The sequence below is a fragment of the Pseudomonas fluorescens genome (genome assembly GCF_001307275.1).
Lineage (GTDB): Bacteria > Pseudomonadota > Gammaproteobacteria > Pseudomonadales > Pseudomonadaceae > Aquipseudomonas > Aquipseudomonas fluorescens_AA.
Map to the genome: position 1 here is coordinate 2,104,373 of NZ_CP012831.1, position 22,942 is coordinate 2,127,314.

Below are 22,942 nucleotides of genomic sequence, written 5' to 3' on the forward strand. Positions count from 1 at the left end.
GAAACAAAGTGGACACTTTGTGGCGAGGGAGCTTGCTCCCGCTGGGTGGCGCAGCCGCCCCAAAACCAGCCACCGCGGTGCAACAGGTAAACCCTGTAAACCCGTTTACGACTGCTGCGCAGCCGAGCGGGAGCAAGCTCCCTCGCCACAAAGGCCACTCGTGCCCTGATCAAAACTGCCGTGTGTCATTGGCGCAAAACCACTCGCGCGCCCAACACACCATTCTCCACTTCCAACGTCAGCGACTGCAGCACCGCGCCCTCTCGTTCCTGTTGATCCAACCAATGCAGCAACGCACTCGCCTCACCACTGACGGCGAGTCGCAACGAGTCGCCGTCGACCTCCATTTGCGCCATGCCCAACCCCGCCGCTGTCGCACTTTCATTGACGCGCACCGACAAGGGCCGCGTGGCGACAGTCATGTCCCGGGTGGGTTCGGCACGCTGGATCCGGGCGTTCAGCTCGGCCTGTTGTTGATACTGGCGTTCGGCAACTTCCCGTCGTTGCCAGGTCGGTTGCCAAATCGCGGTGTAGGCCAGCGCCACCGACAACGCCCCGGCAAGCCCCAGCAACAGCCCTTGTTCTCGGCGCGACAGGCTTCCCCACGTCTGTTTCAAGACCCGCCATCGATCGACATTCATCAACTGTTCTCCAGTGTGAGGATGGCCTGCACCCGATTGTTCTGTTTGCTCGCGCTGCCCAGGGTGACGGGCAAGCCGTTTTGCTGCCCGCGTTCACGCAGTTGTTCAAGCTCGACGAAACTGTTCGCCGTCAGCTGGATCTTCCAGCCTTCGCCCTCACGAAAATCGATGCGCTGCACCTCGACGTTGCTGGCGCCAATGACCTGCTCGGTCAGACGGGTCAGGCGCGCGACCTGAGTGTCGTGGCTTTGCCCGCGCCGATTCTGCAATGCCTGGAACTGCGCCGCCAGGTCGACGATCCGCTCCTGCCCGGGGTACAGCGACCTGAACCGCTGCTCACTTTGGGCATACAAAAGCCGGGTTTCGCGTTCAAGAAAACGTATGCGGGCGTCGCCGAAGGCCCAGGTGAGCACCAACATGCCCAGTGCCACCGCCGAAACACCACGCCATGGCAGCGGTCGACCACGTCGACGGAACTCACCTTGCAACAGGTCGATGGGGCGTCCACCCGCGCTCAGCAGCCATTCATCGATGCCAGGGCAATCGCGCTCTTCGTCCAGCCAGTGAATGTCCTCGGGCAGGCCGGGCTTGAGCGCCGCCAGGGCCCGTGCCGACAACGCCAGCCGTGCCGGCAGCCCTGCGCCCAACAACCAGCGCCCGAACCAACGCACGCCCAATGCCTGGTCCTCGGCAAGCAGGTCGGCATCGACATGCACCGCCCGCGTATCGATGCCTTGCTCGACGAGCAGCGCCAGCAGCGCCTGGAACCGGGCGCGTTCCGTCACCATCAGCGGATAGCGGTGCTGACGGTCCCGCGGGCCGACGCTGATGTGCAGCGCCTCCAGGTTTTCACTCAGTTGTTCTTCGATGGCGAATGCCAGGGCCTGGGGCCGGGGCTGGCGTCGAGAGGGCCACGGATCGCTGCGCAACCAACTGCACATTTCCATCGGCAACAGCACATCGACGGGCCGGCCGCTCAACTCGCCGGCCGCCTCGTGCAACGGCAGGCGACGACGCTCGCCGCTGGGCGACCACACGCAGCACGGCCAGTTGGCACAAGGTGCGGACAGGCCCTCGGCGGTCAGGTAAAGCCAGGTTTTCATCAAGGAAGCTCACTGGGACTGAAGGGTAAGAAACGTCGCTGACGAACCGTCCAGCGCCCGCTGACAGCATCACGCTCGATATCCGAGGCCAGGCGCAGACGGCTGTCGGCATGGATCACGCTCACGGTGATTCGAAACCAGCGACTGCCCACCCCCAACCCATGGCTGCTGAGGCCCACGCCGGACAGCAACGGGTCGTTGGTAAACGCCTGCACGCTGGGGTATGGCGCGTGGCGACGCTGGTTGACCAACGCCTGGGCAGCCCCGGCCTCCATGCCATCGAGGGTCATCAGCACGCGCTGCGGCGCGGTATTGATGTTCATCCGCGCGTCCTTGGGCAGCAACGCCACCCAGGGTTCCAGGCGCTGTAGCGTCGGGCCGTCGATGCCCGGCAACAGGCGCAGTTGACTCAACTCCTGTATCGGTCCGACCTGGGGCAACGACAGCGACGGCAGATCCAGCGAGGCCAGCAAGCGGGTCCAGCGACCGAGGCTGACCTGATCGATTTGCCCCTGGGCCAGCAGCCCATTGAGATTCAGGCGCCCGGACAAATCCTCGATACCGATGTGCAGCGCGGCGCCGTCCATTTCCATGGCAGGCCCGAGCCGGGCCCAATCCTGGCTCAGGTCAACGGGCCCGGAGGGCGTTATCCCACTGTTTTCCAACACCACCCGCGCCCAGTCTTCCCCAGCCAATCCCAATTGCCGCAACTGGACCTGTTGCAGTTGCTGCGCGCTGCTGTGCAACAGCAGGCGATGGCTGCGCAACAGCCCACCGACCAGCAGCAATGCCAGGCTCAACACCAGCAGCACGCTGATCAGCGCCACGCCGCGTTGGCGCTTCATGGCGACGCCTCCGGCAACAGCAGCACCCGGCGGACCTGTTCGAAACGCCCCGCAGACACGCTCAACTCCAACGCCAACGGCGCGGTGCCGCTCGCGGTTTCACTGCGCCAGCCCCGTTGCCGGTCGAACACGCGCCAGCTCAGGCTGCGGACGTCGTCGAGCAATATCTGCCGCTGCACAAGCGTCATGCCTTCGCCGACACTCTCGCGCCATAACGTGCCGCCCTTGAGCTGATAGCTCACTGTCTGCCGTTCGCTGCGAGGCTGGTCCAGTGGGTTGCGCCAATGGCTGCGCTGCAACTGCAAATGCCCGGGCGCGAGTACGACCGAGTCGGCAACCGCCTGCCACACATCCCGTTCGATCACGCCGACAGCGCGCTGCAAGGCCCTGATTTCGCGCTCATGTTGAGCGACTCCCTGCTGGGTCCGCACGACCCCATCGAACAACCGCCAACTGGCCAGGCCGAGCAAGGCAAAAATGGCGATGGCGATGACCAGCTCCAGCAAGGTGAAACCCGCTTGCCTATTCATGATGGCTGCGGATCCAGCCGATGGTGCGGTGCGCGACGGCCGCGCTGTCGTCGCGGCTGACCTGGATCTCGACCTGCAACAGTCGTCCATCACGGGCCGGGGCGATACGCTGTTGCAAGACCCAAGCGCGGCGATCCAGGTGCCGGTTCAGTCGCTGTTGTCCGGGCGACGTGATGACTTCCAGGCGCAGTTCGCTCAGTTGATTGTCCGCCAGCCAGGCGCCGAACAGACGCTCCTCAAGTGTGACGCTTTGCTTGAGCACGAACTGGCTGGCCGAGAGTACGGCCGCCGCCAACGTCGCGAAAATCGCCAGGGCGATCATGACTTCCAACAACGTGAAACCCTGGCAACCGGCGGCCTGCCTGCGCGCGTTACTCATCGATCAGCGGCTCCGCCAGGCCATCGCTCGACACCCGGGCAACCGCTTGCCCTGCGACGTTGATGAACAGCTTGAACGGACTGATCTCGTCACTGCTGAGCATCAGCAACTGGGGTGAGCCGTGAATGGCATCGAGCGATAGGACATGACCGTCCAGCTCCAGCCCGAGCGTCAAGCCCTCGGGCAATCGATGCGGCATCGACACGGCCGTCCAACCCTGGACGTCGAGTCGCAACGCCTGATAACCGCCGGGCTGCACGTGCACACCATATTCCTGCCCATCCAGTACCGCCCGCTCGCGCAACTGCTGCACCAGCGCAACGAAGTCCCGGGCTTGCTGGCGGGCTTCACGCGCCGGGCCCGGCCCGGTGGCGAAGCGGACCATGCCCCCCAGGACGCCGATCAAGACGATAACGACCATCAGCTCCAACAAGGTGAAGCCCCGGCAACGGCGCGGCATGTTCACTCGGCCCAATTGCCGATGTCGGCCGCCATCCCTTCACCACCCGACACGCCATCGGCGCCCAGGGAGTAGAGGTCATAGCCGCCATCGAGGGATTTGTGCCCAGGATTGAGGTACTGGTAGGGCGTGCCCCAAGGGTCGACCGGCAAGCTTTTCAGATAACCCTGGGGATTCCAGTTCCTGGCCGCGGGGGTACCGGACGGGCGTTTGCTCAACGCCTCCAGGCCTTGTTGGGTCGAGGGGTACTGGAAGTTGTCGAGGCGGTACATTTCCAGGGCCGTGGCGATCGCCTGGATATCGGTGCGGGCGGCCGTGACCTTGGCCTGGTCGGGTCGGCTCATGAACTGCGGCACGACGATGGCGCCCAGTACGCCAATGATGACCACCACCACCATGATTTCGATCAGGGTAAAACCACGTTGTTGCTGGCGTGCGGGTCGCTTGCTTTGGAGTTTCATCGTTCAGTTCACCAATTGGTTGAGGCTCAGGATGGGGAGGAGGATGGCCATGACGATCAGCAGCACGACGCCACCCATCAGCACCAACATGGCCGGTTCGAAAAGGCTCACCACCAACGCGATGCGCGCCGCGAGGCTGGCCTCCTGTTGTTCGGCGGCCCGGGCCAGCATGTTGTCGAGTTCGCCGGCCCGTTCGCCGCTGGCGATCATGTGCAGCATCAGCGGCGGAATATCACCGCCCTGCTCCAGGCCACGGGTCAGGGTCCCGCCCTCACGTACCGAGCGTGCAACGTCCGCCATGCGGGCGCGGATCGTCAGGTTGCCGATCACCTGGGCGGCGATGTGCAAGGCCTCCACCAGCGGCACCGCGCTTTTGCTCAGGATCGCCAAGGTGCTGGCGAATCGCGCCGCCTCCATCGCCCGCAGCACCTCGCCCAGCAGCGGCAGCCGCAGCAACAAGCGATGCCAGCGCAGGCGCCACGCCGGTTGGCGCAGGCTCCAGCGCCACAACCCGAACAGCCCGGCCAGGGCACCGAGCAGCACCAGGCCATGGCGGCGCAAGCCATCGCTCACGGCGATCAGCGCTTGGGTCAGCCAGGGCAACGGCTGACCGCTGTCGATGAAAATCTTCACCACATCCGGCACCACATAACCCAGCAGGAACGCGACAATCGCGACACAGGCCAGCATCAGGATCAGCGGGTACACCAACGCCAGTTGAATACGCTGGCGCGAGGCCTGGCGCGCCTGGGTGTAGCTCGCCAGTTGCTCCAACACCTGGCCCAGGTGACCCGACTGCTCGCCCGCCGCGACCGTGGCGCAGAACAGTTCGGGGAACGCTTGAGGGAAGGCCCTCAGTGCCGTCGCCAGCGCGTGGCCTTCCATCACCCGGCTGCGCACCGCCGCCAGCAGGTGGGCAACGCGGCGTTTCTGGCTCTGTTGCGCCACCGCCCCCAGGGACTCCTCAAGGGGCAGGCCGGCCTGGATCAAGGTGGACAGCTGCAACGTCAGTAACGCCAGATCCGCCGGCCCCAAACGCCCCCCGGCATGGCGCCCGCCCAGGACTCGCTGGTCCTTGGCTTGCGCCAGTTCGCTGGGCAGCAAGCCACGCTCGCGCAACAATTGGCGAGCATGGCGGGGGCTGTCGGCTTCCACGCGGCCCTTGCAGCGTCGGCCCTGGGGGTTTTCGGCCCGATAATCGAAGGTCGGCATGGCGCTAATCCTCCTGGGTAATGCGCAGCAGTTCGTCGACACTGGTCAGGCCTTCCAGCACGCGCTGGCGACCGTCCTGGAACAGGCTGCGGGAGGTTTTGCGGGCCTCGGCGGCTAGCGCCTGCTCGGTGGCGCCCTGGTGAATCAACTGCGACAGGGCGGCGTTGACATGCACCAGCTCATAGATGCCGAAGCGCCCGCGATAGCCTTTCTGGCATCGCTCGCAGCCCTGGGCCTTGAACAACTTGGGCGCGGCATCGGCGTCGAGGCCCAGGCGCCGACACGTGGCGGCGTCGGCCACATAAGGGGCTTTGCAGGAGGGGCACAGACAGCGCAACAAACGCTGGGCGACGATGCCGGCCAGGGACGACGCCAGCAGATACGCATCCACGCCCATGTCCACCAGCCGCGTGACCGCGCCGACGGCGGTGTTGGTGTGCAGGGTCGAGAGCACCAGGTGCCCGGTCAGCGACGCCTGGACGGCGATTTCGGCGGTCTCGCGGTCGCGTATTTCGCCGACCATCACCACGTCCGGATCCTGGCGCAAAATGGCCCGCAAGCCGCGGGCGAAGGTCATGTCGACTTTCGGGTTGACCGGCATCTGGCCGATACCCGGCAGGTGATATTCGATGGGGTCTTCGACCGTGAGGATGTTGCGGCTCTGGTCGTTGATGCTGCTCAGCGCCGCGTACAGGCTGGTGGTCTTCCCCGACCCCGTGGGCCCGGTGACCAACACGATGCCATGGGGCTTGCCGAGCAACTGGCGCAGGCTCGCCAGGGTGTCGTCGGGCAGGCCCAGGCGTTGCAGATCCAGACGCCCGGCCTGCTTGTCGAGCAAGCGCAACACCACCCGCTCGCCATGGGCCGAAGGCAGGGTCGAGACCCGCACATCGACCTCGTGCCCGGCCAGGCGCAACGCCATCCGGCCGTCCTGGGGCACGCGTTTTTCGGCGATGTCCAGGCGCGCCATGACCTTGATCCGCGACACCAGCAGGTTCGCCAGTTCCCGGCGCGGGCGCAGCATTTCCTGTAACTGCCCATCGATGCGCATGCGCACCGACAGGTATTGCTCGAACGTTTCCAGGTGCACATCCGAGGCATGCTCGCGGACCGCCTCGCTGAGCAGCGCATTGATCAGGCGAATGATCGGCGCATCACCCTGCTGCTCCAACAGGTCGGTGGTCTGCGGCATCTGGTCGGCCAGGCTGAGCAGGTCCAGTTCCTCGTCCAGGCCTTGGGCCACCTGCTCGGCGGCGCTTTGGCCCTGGCGATAGACGCTGGCCAGGCGTGCGGCGAACTGCGCCGGCGCCAGGACCTGTACAGGTAGATCCCGCCCACACAGACGCCGGACTTCAGCCACGGCAGTCAGGGGCGTGTCGCTGCGCATCGCCAGGCTCAAGGTCGGCCCCGCGCCTTCCAGCAGCACGCCCAGGCGCCTGGCGAAACCAAAGGGCAACGGCTCGCTCACAGGCCCTCCGGCTGCGGTGCAAGCAGGTCGACCACCGGCTCCTGCGCAGACGATTCGAACAACTGGCGGGCGTCCCGGGGCAGCAGCAGCGAATTGTTTTTCCGCGAGCCAGGTTTGCTCAACTCCCGGAGCGCGTCGTAGCGTTGCCGGCTCACATCGGCCAGGTCTTCGCTGCTGCGCACGATGGTCGGGCGCAGGAACACCATCAAGTTGCTTTTGGTCTGGGTGTCGCGGTTCCAGCGAAACAACGCGCCCAAGTAGGGAATACTGCGCAGCAGCGGCACACCGCTTTGCTGGCTGCGGACACTGTCGCGGATCAGGCCGCCGATCACGATGATCTCGCCATCGTCCGCCAGGATCGTGCTCTTCAAGGCGCGCTTGTTGGTGATCAGGTCCGAGGAGTCCACACCGGAGACCGACGGCGCGATGTCCGACACCTCCTGCTCGACTTCAAGGCGCAAGGTCGAGCCTTCGTTGATGTAAGGCTTGACCTTGAGGCTGATACCCACGTCCTTGCGCTCCACAGTGGTGAACGGATTGTCCGCGCCGTTGCCGCTGGTGGCGTAGGAACCCGTCTTGAACGGAACGTTCTGGCCCACGATGATTTCCGCTTCCTGGTTATCCAGGGTCAGCAGGCTGGGGGTGGACAGCAGGTTGCTGTGGGCATTGCTCGCCAGCGCCGAGACCAGTGCACTGAAGCGATCGCCACCGAGGCGCAGGAATGCGCTTTCCTTGGTTTTATCCAGCTTGTTGAAGTCCAGGCCGATGATCGGGATGTCGGTTCCCGGGAAGTTGATGCTCCCTGTCGCGCTGCCGCTCTTGAGTCCCCACTGCACCCCCAGCGCTTCGGAGATATCTCCGCTCACCTCGACGATGGCTGCATGAATGAGCACCTGGGCCCGGGGTTGGTCCAGCTCCCGGACGATGTTCTCGATGATGCGGACCTGGGCCGGCTCGGCGATCAAGACCAAGGCATTCTGGCTTTCATCGGCCTTGATCCTGAAGGGGCTGGCCCCCGCGGTTTCCCGTTGGCCAGCGAGGGCCGGCGTGGTTTTCCTATCCTGGCCGACACCTTCCAATACCTCGGCCAACTGTTTGGCATCGCTGTGACGCAGACGGATGACCCGCGCGTTGTCCTGGGAGGCGGCTGCCGGCACGTCCAGGGTCCGGGCCAGGTCGACCAGGCGTTGACGCACCGCTGGCGCGCCGATGATCACCAGCCGATTGCTGCGGCCGTCGGCGATCACCACGCCCGCCGTATCCCCCTCGCGCTTGCCGCCGGAGGCTTCCACGAGTGGGGCGATGTCCCCGGCCTGGGCGTGCTTCAAGCGCACCACCACGTGATTGCGGTTGCGTCCTGAATCCAACCGTTGCACCACGCCGGCGATGCGCTGGACGTTGGCGGCGGTGTCGGTGACTACCAGGGCGTTGGACGATACCGAAGGACCGACGTAACCATTGGCCGATACCAAGGGGCGGATCAGCCCGGCGACATCGGCGGCGATGCTCGATTGCAGGTCGAGGACCCGGGTGACGAACTGCGACGGTGTGGCGCTGTGTTCATCGGCGACACCGGCACGCGTCTTGGCATCGCTGACCGGCGTGATCAGGATCCGCTCGCCTTCGTCAATCACGGTGAAGTTATGGGCATCGAGTACCGAATAGAACAACCGCCGCACCCCTTCGCGGTCCAGCGCCTCACGGGACATGACCGTGATGCGCCCCGACACTCGGGGGTCGAGCACCACGGTCTTGCCCAGGATCGCGGAGAACTCTTCGACCACATCGCGCAGTTCCGCGTTGTTCATCGCCAGTTGCCACTGAACCTCTTCGGCCTGCAACAAACCGGCGGGCGTCAGCAGGCAAGACGCGGCGAGGCAGAACAGGACACGCGAAACACGGCCCCGGATAAAGCTGTTCATGAATTCGATCACTCTGATTGCCCGGCCACCGGGCGTAGGTATTGCGAGGAATGCGGCGCGGCATGGCCCCCGTCTTCGAGGCTCAGCCGGCGCAGCAGGGGTTTGGCTGCGGGTTGCAGGGCCAAGCGCTCTTCACGTCCGTTACGCCACAACGTCACATGGCTGGCCTCGACCCGGCGCAGCACGCTGCCACCCGGCAAACGCTCGCCCACCTGGTAAATGCGCGGGCCGGCGGCGTCCGCCAGCAAGGCCCGCGACAAACCTTGGCCAGCGACAAAACTGGCTTGCAACGTGATCGGTTCGGCGCTTGGCGCCTGGGCACCTTCAGGCGCCAGGCCGAGCACAGTCGCCACCGCTTGGACATTGGGCAAGTCACGATGCGGCGCCACCGGCGAGTCGCTCACCACCGGTACGTCACGGCCCAATGCCTGGCGAAAACGCCACTCCTGCCCGGCCAGCAATGCCCCATAGAGCAGCGGCACGAGCACCAGCGCCAGCGTCGGCAAACGGCTGCCGACCCGCACCGGCAGGCTCAACTTTGCACTCGCGGGAGGGTGACCACCGGCTTGGCGAAGGACATCCGGCGCACCACCCTACGCCCGGAAAACTCATGCCAGAGCACCGCGCACAGGTGCAACGCGACAAGCATCGAAAGCACCATGCAAGACTGCACGTGGATCGTGTTGGCCAGTTCGATCAACACCGGATCAGCCAATGGCTGAGGAAATCGAACGAGGCCGAAGACACTGATGGCGCTTTTCATCATCAGCACGCCGGTCACCAGCACGACGCCGATCACCAGGTAGATCAGCGCGTGCACCGCCAAGGCCAGCCTCTTGTTCAAGGAAAGCGCCGTCCCCTGGGGCTCCCGTTCGCACACGAACAGCCAGGTCCGCCATACGAAAAACGGAATGAACAGCGTGGTCAGCGACACATTGAATGACCCGACCCATTGTTGGGTCGAAGCGGACACCGGGTTGAACGCCACATAAAAACCGGACGCCAACGCCCACAGGATAATGACCGCCGACAGCCAGTGCAGCAGCACCCGCCGCCTTGAGTAATTGATAGACATCACTGCGTTCTCGTCTGAAGGCCCCAGGCAACCTTGCGAGTCGCCCGGGGCCGTGCCTGTCAGGACTTACAGCTTGTCCCAGGCGCTTTGCCACGACGCACCGACACCTGGCTCGAAACCGTTCGACGTCGGGGTGTATTGCTTGCAGTAGCCGGACGCTGGGAACGGCTTGCATTCGAAGACTTCGTCAGTCGCGCGCTGCAGCACTTTCGTGCCGGCGGTGTACTCGCTGATGCCATTAGGGAATTCGAAGTCGTACTCGATGCCTACGCCCTCGCCGGTCAGGGTGACCGCTTGGGTCTCCTGGCGAGTGGTACGGCCGTCTACGGTAGTCCCCACCAGCGTCAGGGTGTGCGCGCCTGGGGCGCTGCGCACGTCCAGGTTCAGGCCGGTGCTGCCTGCGCCCACGGTCTGGCTCACGACACCCACCTGCTTGTTCTTTTCATCGAACAGAGTGGCTTCGAGATTCATGCTGCGGTTTGTCTGCGCAGTGAACGCCATGCTGACCCGCCCTTTGTCGAGGACGTACTCGGGCTGCAGGGAGGAAATCTCCATGCTGGCGCTGGCGTCTTCGCGCATGTCCAGTTGCACTTCGTAGCGCGTCACAGCGCTTTCTTTCTGGGCATACAGACTGTTGGCGCCCTTGGCCGGCGCGATGTTGCCGTCCTCGTCCCGAACACCGGCACGAATGAGCGGATAAGCCTTGTTGAGGGCCTCGGCCAGTTTGAACGACCAGTTTTCCGCCTTGCCTTCCTCAGCGTTGTCGATGCTGATTTCCAGGCTGTACTCGGCATTTTCGCCGCTGGCGGAGAATGCCCGGGCCTTGACCTTGTCGCCCACCAGCAACGGGGTCGATGGCGCAATGCTGCCCACCGCCGACCAGCCGCCCGGCAACGCGGCTTCGGCGAGGATGTTCACATCAATCGGGTTGTAGAACGCGTTGTCGGTATCGCCCACCGTCCAGACCGCCAGGACGACGTGATGACCTGTCTTGCTGTCGGGAATGACGCAGTTGTGCGGGGCACCTGCTACCGGAACTTGATTACCGCCATCCACCGTACAGAACGGCGTGGTGTCGAACGAGGCACGCTTGAGCACTTCGTTCGGGTTCCAACCGTCGCGGGTAATGAAATACTCATGTTTGGTCGCCGGGTGCGCTGCGGAGTATTGCCATTGGAAGACAATGTTGCGGTCCTTGATTTCAGTCAGGTGCCAGCGCGAAGCCGATTGCGCATCAAGGGCAGAAAACAGGGCACTGCCGCCGCTGGCGATCTTGCCATCGACAGGGCCTTGCAGTGGTCCGCCACCGGCTCCATTCGGGAAACCCTTGAAGGTTTCGCCGGTACTCTGCGGCTCGTATTGCGCGTCGCCGCAGTGCTGGTTGACACCTCTCTGGCACAACAATGCACGAGAAGGCGGTACTTCGACGAAACCGTGGGCCAGCACACTTTGGGATGCCGCCATGGCCGACAACAGAACTAGCGAGGACGCACACCCCGTTAACACATTGCTCTTGTTGAAGTTGTTCTTCATATAAAATTCCAGACTAGTCATCAAAAATGAAAGACGTATCACCGTCCTCTTGAAAGGTGCGCCAGACCGCTCAGCGCCTGCCCTTGCAAGTGCCAGGAACCTTATAGAAAGTTGAATATTTCATGTGTAGGACAAATCTCTCAACTTAGAAGGAATGATCTCTGAATCAATTTCCCCTACATAACTTGAGAAACTTCTTACGAATAGAAATAACTATCGAAAAAAAAGATAAATAAACACAAACAAACACATCAGGCATAACTACCGGCTGGGTTTATGGCGGATCGTTAAACACGCGAGCAATAAAAAGCCTGTCCGGCACAGGTCCGGACAGGCTGGGTGACAGGGGCAGCAATCAGACGTGATATTGCGCCGACAACTCATGCACCGCCCGCAGGAAGGCGCCGGCGTGTTCGGGGTCGACTTCCGGGGTGATGCCATGGCCGAGGTTGAACACATGACCGCTGCCACTGCCGTAGCTGGCCAGGATGCGTCCGACTTCAGCGCGGATGGCTTCAGGCTTGGCGTAGAGCACGGTCGGGTCCATGTTGCCTTGCAGGGCGACCTTGTGACCGACACGTTCGCGGGCGTTGCCAATGTCGCAGGTCCAGTCCAGGCCCAAGGCGTCGGCGCCGGCCTCGGCGATGCTTTCCAGCCACAGGCCGCCGTTCTTGGTGAACAGGATCACCGGGACTGTGCGACCTTCGTGCTCGCGGATCAGGCCGCTGACGATCTTGCGCATGTAGGCCAGGGAAAACTCCTGGTATGCCGCCGCCGACAGGTTGCCGCCCCAGGTATCGAAGATCTGCACCGCTTGCGCGCCGGCCAGGATCTGGCCGTTGAGGTAGGACGTGACCGACTGGGCCAGCTTGTCCAGCAACAGGTGCATGGCTTGGGGGTTGTCGTAGAGCATCGCCTTGGTCTTGCGGAAGTCCTTCGACGAACCGCCTTCGACCATGTAGGTCGCCAGGGTCCAGGGGCTGCCGGAGAAACCGATCAGCGGCACGCGCCCGTTGAGTTCACGGCGAATGGTGCTGACCGCGTCCATGACGTAGCCCAGGTCCTTCTGCGGATCGGGAATCGGCAGGGCCTCGATGTCGGCCAGGGTGCTGACGACTTTCTTGAAGCGCGGGCCTTCGCCGGTCTCGAAGTACAAGCCCTGCCCCATGGCGTCGGGAATGGTGAGGATGTCGGAGAACAGGATCGCCGCGTCCAACTGCGGATAACGGTCCAGCGGCTGCATCGTGACTTCGCAGGCGAACTGGGGGTTCATGCACAGGCTCATGAAGTCACCGGCCTTGGCGCGGCTGGCGCGGTACTCCGGCAGATAGCGACCGGCCTGGCGCATCATCCATACAGGGGTGACGTCCACGGGTTGCTTGAGCAGGGCGCGAAGGAAACGGTCGTTCTTCAGGGCAGTCATGTCGGCATCCGGAAAAAAAGTGCGGGCATTTTCTCAGAGCGCGACGCAAAAGGCACGGCAAGAGCCGTGCCTTTTATCTATCGGGGCAATTTGTCGCGGTGCCATGCAATATTCAGCAACACCACAAAGCAATTGTGGGAGCGAGCTTGCTCGCGATGAGGGCGTCACATTCAACACGCTCGTCGACTGATCCACCGCTATCGCGAGCAAGCTCGCTCCCACATTTTGATCGCATTCCAGCGTTAGGAAGTGATCAGACCCCCAGGTAATCCAGGATCCCTTCCGCCGCATTGCGGCCTTCGAAGATCGCCGTCACCACCAGGTCGGAACCCCGGACCATGTCGCCACCGGCGAAGATCTTCGGGTTGCTGGTCTGGTGCTTGTACTGGCCCTGCTCCGGCGCTACGACGCGGCCCTGGCTGTCGGTCTGGATGCTGAACTGCTCGAACCACGGCGCCGGGCTCGGGCGGAAGCCGAAAGCGATGACCACGGCGTCGGCCGGGATGATCTCTTCGGAACCGGGGATCGGCTCGGGGCTGCGACGGCCACGGGCGTCCGGTTCGCCGAGACGGGTCTCGACCACCTTCACGCCTTCGACCTTGTCTTCACCGACAATGGCGATCGGCTGGCGGTTGTAGAGGAATTTCACGCCTTCTTCCTTGGCGTTCTTCACCTCTTTGCGCGAGCCGGGCATGTTCGCTTCGTCACGACGATAGGCGCAGGTCACCGACTTGGCGCCCTGGCGAATCGACGTGCGGTTGCAGTCCATCGCCGTGTCGCCACCGCCAAGCACCACGACCTTCTTGCCTTTCATGTCGACGAAATCTTCCGGCGACTTTTCAAAGCCCAGGTTGCGGTTGACGTTGGCGATCAGGAAATCCAGGGCGTCGTAGACGCCCGGCAGGTCCTCACCGGCAAAGCCACCCTTCATGTAGGTGTAGGTGCCCATGCCCATGAAGACCGCATCGTATTCCTCGAGCAGTTGCTCCATGGTCACGTCCTTGCCCACCTCGGTGTTCAGGCGGAACTCGATGCCCATGCCGGTGAAGACTTCGCGACGATTGCTCAGCACGGTCTTTTCCAGCTTGAACTCGGGGATGCCAAAGGTCAGCAGGCCACCGATTTCCGGGTTCTTGTCGAACACCACCGGGGTCACGCCACCGCGTACCAGCACGTCGGCACAGCCCAGGCCCGCCGGGCCGGCACCGATGATCGCCACGCGCTTGCCGGTCGGCTTGACCTTGGACATGTCCGGGCGCCAGCCCATGGCGAACGCGGTGTCGGTGATGTACTTCTCCACCGAACCGATGGTCACCGCGCCAAAACCGTCGTTGAGGGTGCAGGCACCTTCACACAGGCGATCCTGCGGGCACACCCGGCCGCAGACTTCCGGCAGGGTGTTGGTCTGGTGGGACAGCTCGGCGGCCTGGAGGATGTTGCCCTCGGCCACCAGTTTCAGCCAGTTGGGAATGAAGTTGTGCACCGGGCACTTCCATTCGCAGTACGGGTTACCGCAACCCAGGCAGCGGTGGGCCTGGTCGGCCGACTGCTGGGGTTTGAAAGGCTCGTAGATTTCCACGAACTCTTTCTTGCGTTGACGCAACAGTTTCTTCTTCGGATCCTTGCGCCCGACATCGATGAACTGGAAGTCGTTATTCAGACGTTCAGCCATTGTTAAAACCTCATCAAACTCTTCAGGCGCATATCACTGCGGGTTGGCACGAGTGCTGGAAAGCAACGATTTCAGGTTGGCAGCCTTGGGCTTGACCAGCCAGAAACGGCGCAAGTAGTCATCGAGGTTTTCGGCGAGTTCACGCCCCCACTCGCTGTCGGTTTCCGCGACGTACTCGTTCAGCACGTTTTGCAGGTGGCTGCGATAGGCTTCCATCGCCTCGCCGCTGATCCGCTGGATTTCCACCAGTTCGTGGTTGACCCGGTCAACGAAGGTGTTGTCCTGGTCGAGCACGTAGGCGAAACCGCCGGTCATGCCAGAGCCGAAGTTATAACCGGTCTTACCCAGCACGCAGACAAAACCACCGGTCATGTACTCGCAGCAGTGATCGCCGGTGCCTTCCACCACAGTGTGGGCCCCGGAGTTACGCACGGCAAAACGCTCGCCCGCAGTGCCGGCGGCGAACAGCTTGCCGCCCGTGGCGCCATAAAGGCAGGTGTTGCCGATGATGGCACTGTCCTGTGTCTTGTAGACGCTGCCCTTGGGCGGAACGATGACCAGCTTGCCGCCGGTCATGCCCTTGCCCACGTAGTCGTTGGCATCGCCTTCCAGGTACATGTTCAGGCCACCGGCGTTCCAGACGCCGAAGCTCTGGCCTGCGGTGCCCTTGAAGCGGAAGGTCACCGGCGCCTTGGCCATGCCCTGGTTGCCGTGCTTGCGGGCGATTTCGCCGGAGATCCGCGCGCCGATGGAACGGTCGCAGTTGCAGATATCCAGGTCGAACTCGGCGCCGCTCAGGTCGTTGATCGCCGCAGCGGCCATGTCGACCATCTTCTCGGCCAGCTCGCCCTTGTCGAATGGCGGGTTGCGGTCGACCTGGCAGAACTGTGGCTTGTCCGCCGGGATCAGATCGCTGCCCAGCAATGGAGTCAGGTCCAAGTGCTGCTGCTTGGCGGTCTGGCCCTCGATCACGTCCAGCAGATCGGTACGGCCGATCAGCTCTTCAAGGGAACGCACGCCCAGCTTGGCCAGCCACTCACGGGTCTCTTCGGCCACGTAGGTGAAGAAATTCACCACCATGTCGACGGTACCGATGTAGTGGTCCTTGCGCAGCTTGTCGTTCTGGGTCGCCACGCCGGTGGCGCAGTTGTTCAGGTGGCAGATGCGCAGGTATTTGCAGCCCAGGGCGATCATCGGCGCGGTGCCGAAGCCGAAGCTCTCGGCGCCGAGGATGGCCGCCTTGATCACGTCCAGGCCGGTTTTCAGGCCACCGTCGGTCTGCACGCGGACCTTGCCGCGCAAATCGTTGCCGCGCAGGGTCTGGTGGGTTTCGGCCAGGCCCAGTTCCCACGGCGCGCCAGCGTACTTGATCGAGGTCAGCGGCGATGCGCCGGTGCCACCGTCGTAGCCGGAGATGGTGATCAGGTCGGCATAGGCCTTGGCCACGCCGGCCGCAATGGTGCCGACGCCGGCTTCCGCCACCAGCTTCACCGAGACCAGAGCCTTGGGGTTCACCTGCTTGAGGTCGAAGATCAGTTGCGACAAGTCTTCGATCGAGTAGATGTCGTGGTGCGGCGGCGGCGAGATCAGGGTCACGCCGGGGACCGCATAACGCAGCTTGGCGATCAGGCCGTTGACCTTACCGCCGGGCAACTGGCCGCCTTCGCCGGGCTTGGCGCCTTGGGCAACCTTGATCTGCAGTACTTCAGCGTTGACCAGGTATTCCGGCGTCACACCGAAGCGACCGGTGGCCACCTGCTTGATTTTCGAACTCTTGATGGTGCCGTAGCGCGCCGGGTCTTCGCCGCCTTCGCCGGAGTTGGAACGCGCACCGAGGCGGTTCATGGCTTCGGCCAGGGCTTCGTGGGCTTCCGGGGACAAGGCGCCCAGGGAAATACCGGCCGAATCGAAGCGCTTGAGCACCGATTCCAGCGGTTCCACTTCACTGATGTCCAGCGGCGTGTCGAGGGTCTTGACCTTGAGCAGGTCGCGGATCATCGACACCGGACGGTTGTCCACCAGCGAGGTGTATTCCTTGAACTTGCTGTAGTCGCCCTGCTGCACGGCCGCTTGCAAGGTGTTGACCACGTCCGGGTTGTAGGCGTGGTATTCGCCACCGTGGACGAACTTCAGCAGGCCGCCCTGCTGGATCGGCTTGCGCGGGCTCCAGGCTTCGGCGGCCAGGGCTTTCTGCTCGGCTTCGATGTCGACGAAACGCGCACCCTTAATGCGGCTCGGCACGCCACGGAAGCTCAGCTCGCAGACTTCCTCGGACAGGCCGATGGCCTCGAACAGTTGCGCGCCACGGTACGAGGCGATGGTCGAGATGCCCATCTTCGACAGGATCTTGAGCAGGCCCTTGGTGATGCCCTTGCGGTAGTTCTTGAACACCTCGTAGAGGTCGCCCAGTACTTCACCGGTGCGGATCAGGTCGCCCAGCACTTCATAGGCCAGGAACGGATACACCGCCGAGGCACCGAAACCGATCAGCACCGCGAAGTGATGCGGATCGCGGGCGGTGGCGGTTTCCACCAGGATGTTGGAATCGCAGCGCAGGCCTTTTTCGGTCAGGCGATGGTGCACCGCACCGGTGGCCAGCGAGGCGTGGATCGGCAGCTTGCCCGGAGCGATGTGACGGTCGCTGAGGACGATCTGGGTACGCCCGGCGCGCGCGGCTTCTTCAGCCTGATCGGCGACGTTGCGGATCGCCGCTTCCAGGCCGACGCTTTCGTCGTAGTTCAGGTCGATGACCTGGCGCGCGAAGCCAGGACGGTCGAGGTTGGTCAGCGAGCGCCACTTGGCCGGGGAAATGACCGGCGAGCTGAGGATCACCCGCGAGGCGTGTTCCGGCGACTCCTGGAAAATGTTGCGCTCGGCGCCCAGGCAGATTTCCAGGGACATCACGATCGCTTCACGCAGCGGGTCGATCGGTGGGTTGGTCACCTGGGCGAACTGCTGGCGGAAATAGTCGTACGGCGTGCGCACGCGCTGCGACAGCACGGCCATCGGCGTGTCGTCGCCCATGGAGCCGACCGCCTCGTAGCCCTGCTCGCCCAGCGGACGCAGCACTTGGTCACGTTCTTCGAACGTCACCTGGTACATCTTCATGTACTGCTTGAGCTGGTCGACGTCATAGAAAGCCGAGCCGTGGTCGTTGTCTTCCATGGTCGCCTGGATGCGCAGGGCATTCTTGCGCAGCCATTGCTTGTACGGATGACGGGACTTGAGGCGGTTGTCGATGGCGTCGGTGTCGAGGATCTGGCCGGTCTCGGTGTCCACGGCAAAGATCTGGCCCGGGCCTACGCGGCCCTTGGCGATGACGTCTTCGGGCTGGTAGTTCCAGACGCCGATTTCCGACGCCAGGGTGATGAACCCGTTGGTGGTGGTGACCCAGCGCGCCGGACGCAGACCGTTACGGTCCAGCAGGCACACGGCGTAGCGACCGTCGGTCATGACGATACCGGCCGGGCCGTCCCACGGTTCCATGTGCATGGAGTTGTATTCGTAGAAGGCACGCAGGTCCGGGTCCATGGTCTCGACGTTCTGCCACGCCGGCGGCACCAGCATGCGCACGCCGCGGAACAGGTCGATGCCACCGGTCACCATCAGTTCCAGCATGTTGTCCATGCTCGAGGAGTCCGAACCCACGCGGTTGACCAGCGGGCCGAGTTCTTCGAGGTCCGGCATCAGGTCGTTGGCGAACTTGGTGCGACGGGCCACGGCCCAGTTGCGGTTGCCGGTGATGGTGTTGATCTCGCCGTTGTGGGCGAGGAAGCGGAATGGCTGGGCCAGCGGCCATTTCGGCAGGGTGTTGGTGGAGAAGCGCTGGTGGAACACGCAGATCGCGGTTTTCAGGCGCTCGTCGCTCAGGTCCGGATAGAAGGCGGTGAGGTCCGCCGGCATCATCAGGCCTTTGTAGATAATGGTCTTGTGGGAAAAGCTGCAGATGTAGTGATCGGTGTCGGCGGCGTTGGCCACGGACGAACGACGACGGGAACTGAACAGCTTGATCGACATGTCCTGGTCGCTCAGGCCTTCGCCGGCGATGAACACCTGTTCGATCTGCGGCAGGCGCTCGAGCGCCAGGCGGCCAAGGACGCTGGTGTCGATCGGCACTTTGCGCCAGCCAACCAGTTGCAGGCCGGCGGCCAGGATCTCGCGATTCATGTTTTCGCGAGCCGCCTCAGCCTTCACCGGGTCCTGGTTGAAGAACACCATGCCCACGGCGTACTGCTTGGGCAGGGTCACGCCGAACGTTTCCTGGGCTACGGCACGCAGGAACTCGTCGGGCTTTTGAATCAGCAAGCCACAACCGTCGCCGGTCTTGCCGTCGGCGTTGATCCCACCGCGGTGGGTCATGCAGGTCAGGGCCTCAATGGCCGTTTGCAAAAGGGTATGGCTGGGCTCGCCCTGCATATGAGCTATCAGGCCGAAACCGCAGTTATCCTTGAATTCATCTGGTTGGTACAGACCTGCTTTCATAGACACTTTCTCACCAGGCTGCCTCTAATCGAGGCAAATTTCTTTTCAATTCAACCAGTTGCATGCCGCGCCGAACGTACGCCAGCTTTGCGGGGGCAAAAGGGAGGTCATTGTACACACCGACACAGAGGCTCACAAATTTGACGACGAACTGTCGCAAATCCATGTCGCATTTGTGAAAGGTTTAAAGCTATATGCTGTGCTAGTCAAAACTTTTTTGGGTTTGACCGCTACGACTCAAACGCTACTGTGACGCAGACACCACAAGGCGCGCGGCCTGAAAGGTCGCCCGCCCTTGCGGAAATTTTGAGGTTGCCGGGAGAGGCGGCCTGGGTAAGGCCGCCGAATCTTCAGCGAGTTGCTGCCAGTTCCTGTTGGACGCTGGCGACAGTGCGAGGCCAAGGTTTACCAGCCTGAACCTTCGCTGGCAAGGCCTTGATGGCGGAAACAGCCGCATCACGGTTGGCAAAGCTGCCGTAGGTGATGACATACAGCGGCTTGCCGTTGAGCACTTTCTTGAAATAACGGTACTCGCCGCCCTGCTCCTTGACGAAGTTCTGCGCCGCGGCTTCGGAACTGGTGCCGAGGATCTGCACCACGTAGTTGCCCGGCGCCTGGCCGGCGTACCAGCTACCGCCCGCGGCCTTGGCCGGGGCAGCAGCAGGCTTGGCCGCCGGTGCTGCTGGCTTGGCCGCAGGCGCCGGAACCGGTGCAGGCTTGGCGGTGGCCACCTGGGTCGGCGCCGGGGTCGGCTTGGCAGTCGGGGCAGGCGTTGGCGCCGGGCCGGCCGGCACGCCCGCAGGCGGTGCGGTGGTGGTCACGGTCGGCGGCGTGTCGCTGCTGTCGTCGATCGGTGGCGCTGCGCCGTCGTCGCCTTCGGTGATACCGCCGGCCGCTTCGGCCAGCGGGCCGCGCATGACCGGCTGCGACTGGCCGACCAGCGGCAGCGGCATCGGTTGGGTGTTACCGGCGAATTCCACGGCCGGCGCGCCACCGTTGGGTTGCGGCGTACCTTGGCCGAGGGGCAGTTGCGCCTGTTCGTTGGCAGGGGCACCCGTGGCAGGTGCCTTGGTGCGACCCGGCATCAGCCAGGCGGCGGCAACCGCGACCACGACGACGGCGGAAATTGCCAATACGTGTTTCTTCGGCATGTTGAACCCCATACTTGGACGCTTCACCGCTGAGCGGCTGGCAATCATGACTTCGATCAGAGCATCGCGGGCAACCTGGTTGATGTTGCCAGGCCAACCCTCGGAGCTTTCGTGAATCTCAGAGATCTGATCGGCGGTGAAAAGTTCGATACCCCGGCCCGCGCCTTCAAGACGCTGGGCCAGGTATTCACGCGTTTCTTCCTCGGTGTAGGGCGCCAGCTCGATGACGTGGAAGCGCTCTTCCTCGAGGTTCAGCTGGTCCAGGTCGGCGATCAGCGACGACTCGCCGAACAGGAACACGTGGGGCCGGCCCTCCGGCGCACCGGCCGCCAAGGCCAGCAGGGCTTCGAGGGCCGATTCGTCGAGTTGCTCGGCATCGTCCACCAGCAGATAGACTTCCTGCCCGGTCAGCGCCAGTTGCACGATCTGATCGAGGATTGCACCGATTTCGGCCTGGGCGACGTTCAGCGCCTGGGCCACCTGGCGCAACACACCGGCGGCATCGCCGGCGCCACGGGCCGAGACCACCACACTTTGCACAGACTGTTTGTTGGTACTGGCCACCAGGGCCTGGCGCAGCAAGGTCTTGCCGCTGCCCTGGGGACCGGTGACCACCAACAGCAACTGGCTGTAGCGCGCCAGGTGATGCAACTGGCCCAGCACCGGCTTGCGCTGGGCGGGGAAGAACTTGAAGCCCGGGACCCGTGGGGCAAAAGGGTCATGACTCAATTGGAAATGGCCGAGGAAAGCCTCGTCGGCATGCAAACTAGTCATCGGAATCTTATTAACCTTTAAGCTGAGCCAGGGCGCGGTAGTCCGCTCCCAGCGTGGCCTGTAGAACTTCTTTCGGATAATCGTCGGTCACCACCGCTTCGCCCATGTGGCGCAGCAGCACCAGGCGCAGACGACCGTCGATCACTTTTTTGTCGATTGCCATGTGTTCAAGAAAATCCGCCTCGCTCATTTCCTCGGGCGGAACCACCGGCAGCCCGGCGCGCTGGAACAGACGAATACCGCGATCGCGTTCCTGTTCGCTGATCCAGCCCAGGCGCGCGGACATCTCCAGGGCCATGACCGTACCGGCCGCAACCGCTTCACCGTGCAGCCAGACACCATAGCCCATGTGCGTTTCGATGGCATGGCCGAAGGTATGACCCAGGTTGAGCGTGGCGCGCACCCCCGACTCACGCTCATCGGCACCGACCACCGCGGCCTTGGCGGCGCAGGAGCGCTCGATGGCGTAGGTCAGGGCCGCTTGATCCAGCGCACGCAGGCGGTCGACGTGCTCTTCGAGCCAGCCCAGGAACGGTTCGTCGCAGATCAGCCCGTACTTGATGACTTCCGCCAGCCCCGCAGACAGTTCGCGGGCCGGCAGGGTATTGAGGGTGGCGGTGTCGATCAGCACCACGTTGGGCTGATAAAACGCACCGACCATATTCTTGCCCAGCGGATGGTTGATCCCGGTCTTGCCGCCCACCGACGAGTCGACCTGCGACAGCAGCGTGGTGGGGATCTGGATGAAGTCGACGCCGCGCTGATAACAAGCGGCGGCAAAACCGGCCATGTCGCCGATCACGCCACCGCCCAGGGCAACCACCGTGGTGCGGCGATCATGCCGTGCGGTCAGCAGGCCGTCGAAAATGAGTTGCAGGGTTTCCCAGTTCTTGAAGGCTTCGCCGTCGGGCAACACCACGGAAATGACCGAGAAAGCCGACAGGCTGCGGGTCAGACGTTCCAGATACAGAGGCGCGACGGTTTCATTGGAAATGATCGCCACTTGCCGCCCGGCGATATGCGGCGCCAGGAGTTCGGGCTGGTCCAGCAAGCCTTCGCCAATATGAATCGGGTAGCTGCGCTCGCCCAGGTCGACCTTAAGTGTCTGCATGTGTCCCCACAGTGAAGATGGAATCAGGCGTCCTGCCTGCAATTAACGAAAGAGCCCAACGGGGATAAATCCCCTCGCCACAGGTCCCGGTGCTTGCCATGACACCACGGGATGGCCATCCGCCACGCCCCAGGCGGGCCATGACGGGACGTCGAGGATAGCGCATTTCGCCAGGCGCATTAACGGGGCGGCAGTTGCTGCAGGCGATCGAGAATGTCCAGCACCACCATCCGCGGCGGCCGCTCGTCGGTTTCCACCACCAGGTCGGCGATCTCCCGATACAGCGGATCACGCAGCTCCAGCAGGTCCCGCAGGGTCTTGGCGGGGTCGGCGGTGCGCAACAGTGGCCGGTTGCGATCCCGGGCGGTGCGGCCGACCTGCTGTTCGACAGAGGCGTGCAGATAGACCACTCGTCCGCCGGCATGCAGCGCCCGACGATTGGCCTCGCGCATCACCGCGCCGCCACCGGTAGCCAACACCACGCCCTCGAACGCGCACAGCTCGGCGATCATCGCCTGCTCACGGTCACGAAAGCCCGGCTCGCCTTCCTTATCGAAGATCCATGGGATATTGGCACCCGTGCGCAATTCAATTTCCTTGTCGGAATCTTTGAACGGCAGGCGCAGCTCTTTGGCCAGCAAACGGCCGATGGTGCTTTTTCCAGCGCCCATCGGCCCAACAAGAATCAAATTTCGCACAG

The 22,942-nt window shown here is 63.4% G+C and carries 19 protein-coding genes; all 19 read right to left on the reverse strand.

What is annotated here, in order from left to right; genetic code table 11:
• Positions 1 to 185 precede the first annotated feature (185 nt).
• Positions 186 to 641 (reverse strand): type II secretion system protein GspM, encoded by a 456-nt coding sequence (gene gspM, locus AO356_RS09315; protein ID WP_060739540.1) that lies wholly within the window; start codon positions 639 to 641, stop codon positions 186 to 188.
• The gene (gene gspL, locus AO356_RS09320; protein WP_060739541.1) at positions 641 to 1,744 is read right to left on the reverse strand and encodes a type II secretion system protein GspL; all 1,104 of its coding nucleotides are present in this window, start codon (positions 1,742 to 1,744) and stop codon (positions 641 to 643) included. Before gspL ends, gspM begins: the two co-directional genes overlap by 1 nt.
• Complete coding sequence (locus tag AO356_RS09325; RefSeq protein WP_060739542.1) at positions 1,744 to 2,589, reverse strand: type II secretion system protein GspK; 846 nt, start codon at positions 2,587 to 2,589, stop codon at positions 1,744 to 1,746. Before AO356_RS09325 ends, gspL begins: the two co-directional genes overlap by 1 nt.
• The gene (locus AO356_RS09330) at positions 2,586 to 3,119 is read right to left on the reverse strand and encodes a type II secretion system protein GspJ (protein WP_060739543.1); all 534 of its coding nucleotides are present in this window, start codon (positions 3,117 to 3,119) and stop codon (positions 2,586 to 2,588) included. The genes AO356_RS09325 and AO356_RS09330 overlap by 4 nt, the downstream gene beginning before the upstream one ends.
• Positions 3,112 to 3,498 carry a type II secretion system minor pseudopilin GspI gene (gene gspI / locus AO356_RS09335; protein WP_060739544.1) on the reverse strand — a complete coding sequence of 129 codons (387 nt, stop codon included), beginning with the start codon at positions 3,496 to 3,498 and terminating at the stop codon, positions 3,112 to 3,114. The genes AO356_RS09330 and gspI overlap by 8 nt, the downstream gene beginning before the upstream one ends.
• Positions 3,491 to 3,958 carry a type II secretion system minor pseudopilin GspH gene (gspH, locus tag AO356_RS09340; RefSeq protein ID WP_060739545.1) on the reverse strand — a complete coding sequence of 156 codons (468 nt, stop codon included), beginning with the start codon at positions 3,956 to 3,958 and terminating at the stop codon, positions 3,491 to 3,493. The genes gspI and gspH overlap by 8 nt, the downstream gene beginning before the upstream one ends.
• A gap of 2 nt (positions 3,959 to 3,960) precedes the next feature.
• Entirely contained in the window at positions 3,961 to 4,419 is a 459-nt protein-coding gene (gene gspG, locus AO356_RS09345; RefSeq protein ID WP_060739546.1) for a type II secretion system major pseudopilin GspG, read from the reverse strand.
• 3 nt (positions 4,420 to 4,422) lie between these two features.
• Positions 4,423 to 5,631: a type II secretion system inner membrane protein GspF gene (gspF, locus tag AO356_RS09350; RefSeq protein ID WP_060739547.1), complete on the reverse strand. Its 1,209-nt coding sequence runs from the start codon at positions 5,629 to 5,631 to the stop codon at positions 4,423 to 4,425.
• A gap of 4 nt (positions 5,632 to 5,635) precedes the next feature.
• On the reverse strand, positions 5,636 to 7,099 hold the full coding sequence (gspE, locus tag AO356_RS09355; RefSeq protein ID WP_060739548.1) for a type II secretion system ATPase GspE: 1,464 nt from the start codon (positions 7,097 to 7,099) through the stop codon (positions 5,636 to 5,638).
• The gene (gspD, locus tag AO356_RS09360) at positions 7,096 to 9,021 is read right to left on the reverse strand and encodes a type II secretion system secretin GspD (protein WP_060743088.1); all 1,926 of its coding nucleotides are present in this window, start codon (positions 9,019 to 9,021) and stop codon (positions 7,096 to 7,098) included. The genes gspE and gspD overlap by 4 nt, the downstream gene beginning before the upstream one ends.
• 8 nt (positions 9,022 to 9,029) lie before the next feature.
• A complete protein-coding gene (locus AO356_RS09365; protein WP_060739549.1) occupies positions 9,030 to 9,557 on the reverse strand; it encodes a type II secretion system protein N in 528 nt (175 codons plus the stop codon).
• A complete protein-coding gene (locus AO356_RS09370) occupies positions 9,554 to 10,096 on the reverse strand; it encodes a cytochrome b (protein WP_060739550.1) in 543 nt (180 codons plus the stop codon). The genes AO356_RS09365 and AO356_RS09370 overlap by 4 nt, the downstream gene beginning before the upstream one ends.
• A 66-nt stretch (positions 10,097 to 10,162) precedes the next feature.
• Positions 10,163 to 11,629, reverse strand: a complete 1,467-nt coding sequence (gene gbpA, locus AO356_RS09375; protein ID WP_060739551.1) for an N-acetylglucosamine-binding protein GbpA — start codon at positions 11,627 to 11,629, stop codon at positions 10,163 to 10,165.
• 355 nt (positions 11,630 to 11,984) lie between these two features.
• Entirely contained in the window at positions 11,985 to 13,052 is a 1,068-nt protein-coding gene (gene hemE / locus AO356_RS09380) for a uroporphyrinogen decarboxylase (RefSeq protein WP_060739552.1), read from the reverse strand.
• A gap of 253 nt (positions 13,053 to 13,305) precedes the next feature.
• Positions 13,306 to 14,724 (reverse strand): FAD-dependent oxidoreductase, encoded by a 1,419-nt coding sequence (locus tag AO356_RS09385; protein ID WP_039592434.1) that lies wholly within the window; start codon positions 14,722 to 14,724, stop codon positions 13,306 to 13,308.
• A gap of 33 nt (positions 14,725 to 14,757) precedes the next feature.
• On the reverse strand, positions 14,758 to 19,206 hold the full coding sequence (gene gltB, locus AO356_RS09390; RefSeq protein WP_060739553.1) for a glutamate synthase large subunit: 4,449 nt from the start codon (positions 19,204 to 19,206) through the stop codon (positions 14,758 to 14,760).
• 350 nt (positions 19,207 to 19,556) lie between these two features.
• Positions 19,557 to 21,131 carry an AAA family ATPase gene (locus AO356_RS09395; RefSeq protein WP_060739554.1) on the reverse strand — a complete coding sequence of 525 codons (1,575 nt, stop codon included), beginning with the start codon at positions 21,129 to 21,131 and terminating at the stop codon, positions 19,557 to 19,559.
• A 10-nt stretch (positions 21,132 to 21,141) separates the two neighbouring features.
• The gene (gene aroB, locus AO356_RS09400) at positions 21,142 to 22,242 is read right to left on the reverse strand and encodes a 3-dehydroquinate synthase (RefSeq protein ID WP_060739555.1); all 1,101 of its coding nucleotides are present in this window, start codon (positions 22,240 to 22,242) and stop codon (positions 21,142 to 21,144) included.
• Positions 22,243 to 22,421: 179 nt separating this feature from the next.
• The gene (gene aroK / locus AO356_RS09405) at positions 22,422 to 22,940 is read right to left on the reverse strand and encodes a shikimate kinase AroK (protein WP_060739556.1); all 519 of its coding nucleotides are present in this window, start codon (positions 22,938 to 22,940) and stop codon (positions 22,422 to 22,424) included.
• Positions 22,941 to 22,942: the final 2 nt, after the last annotated feature.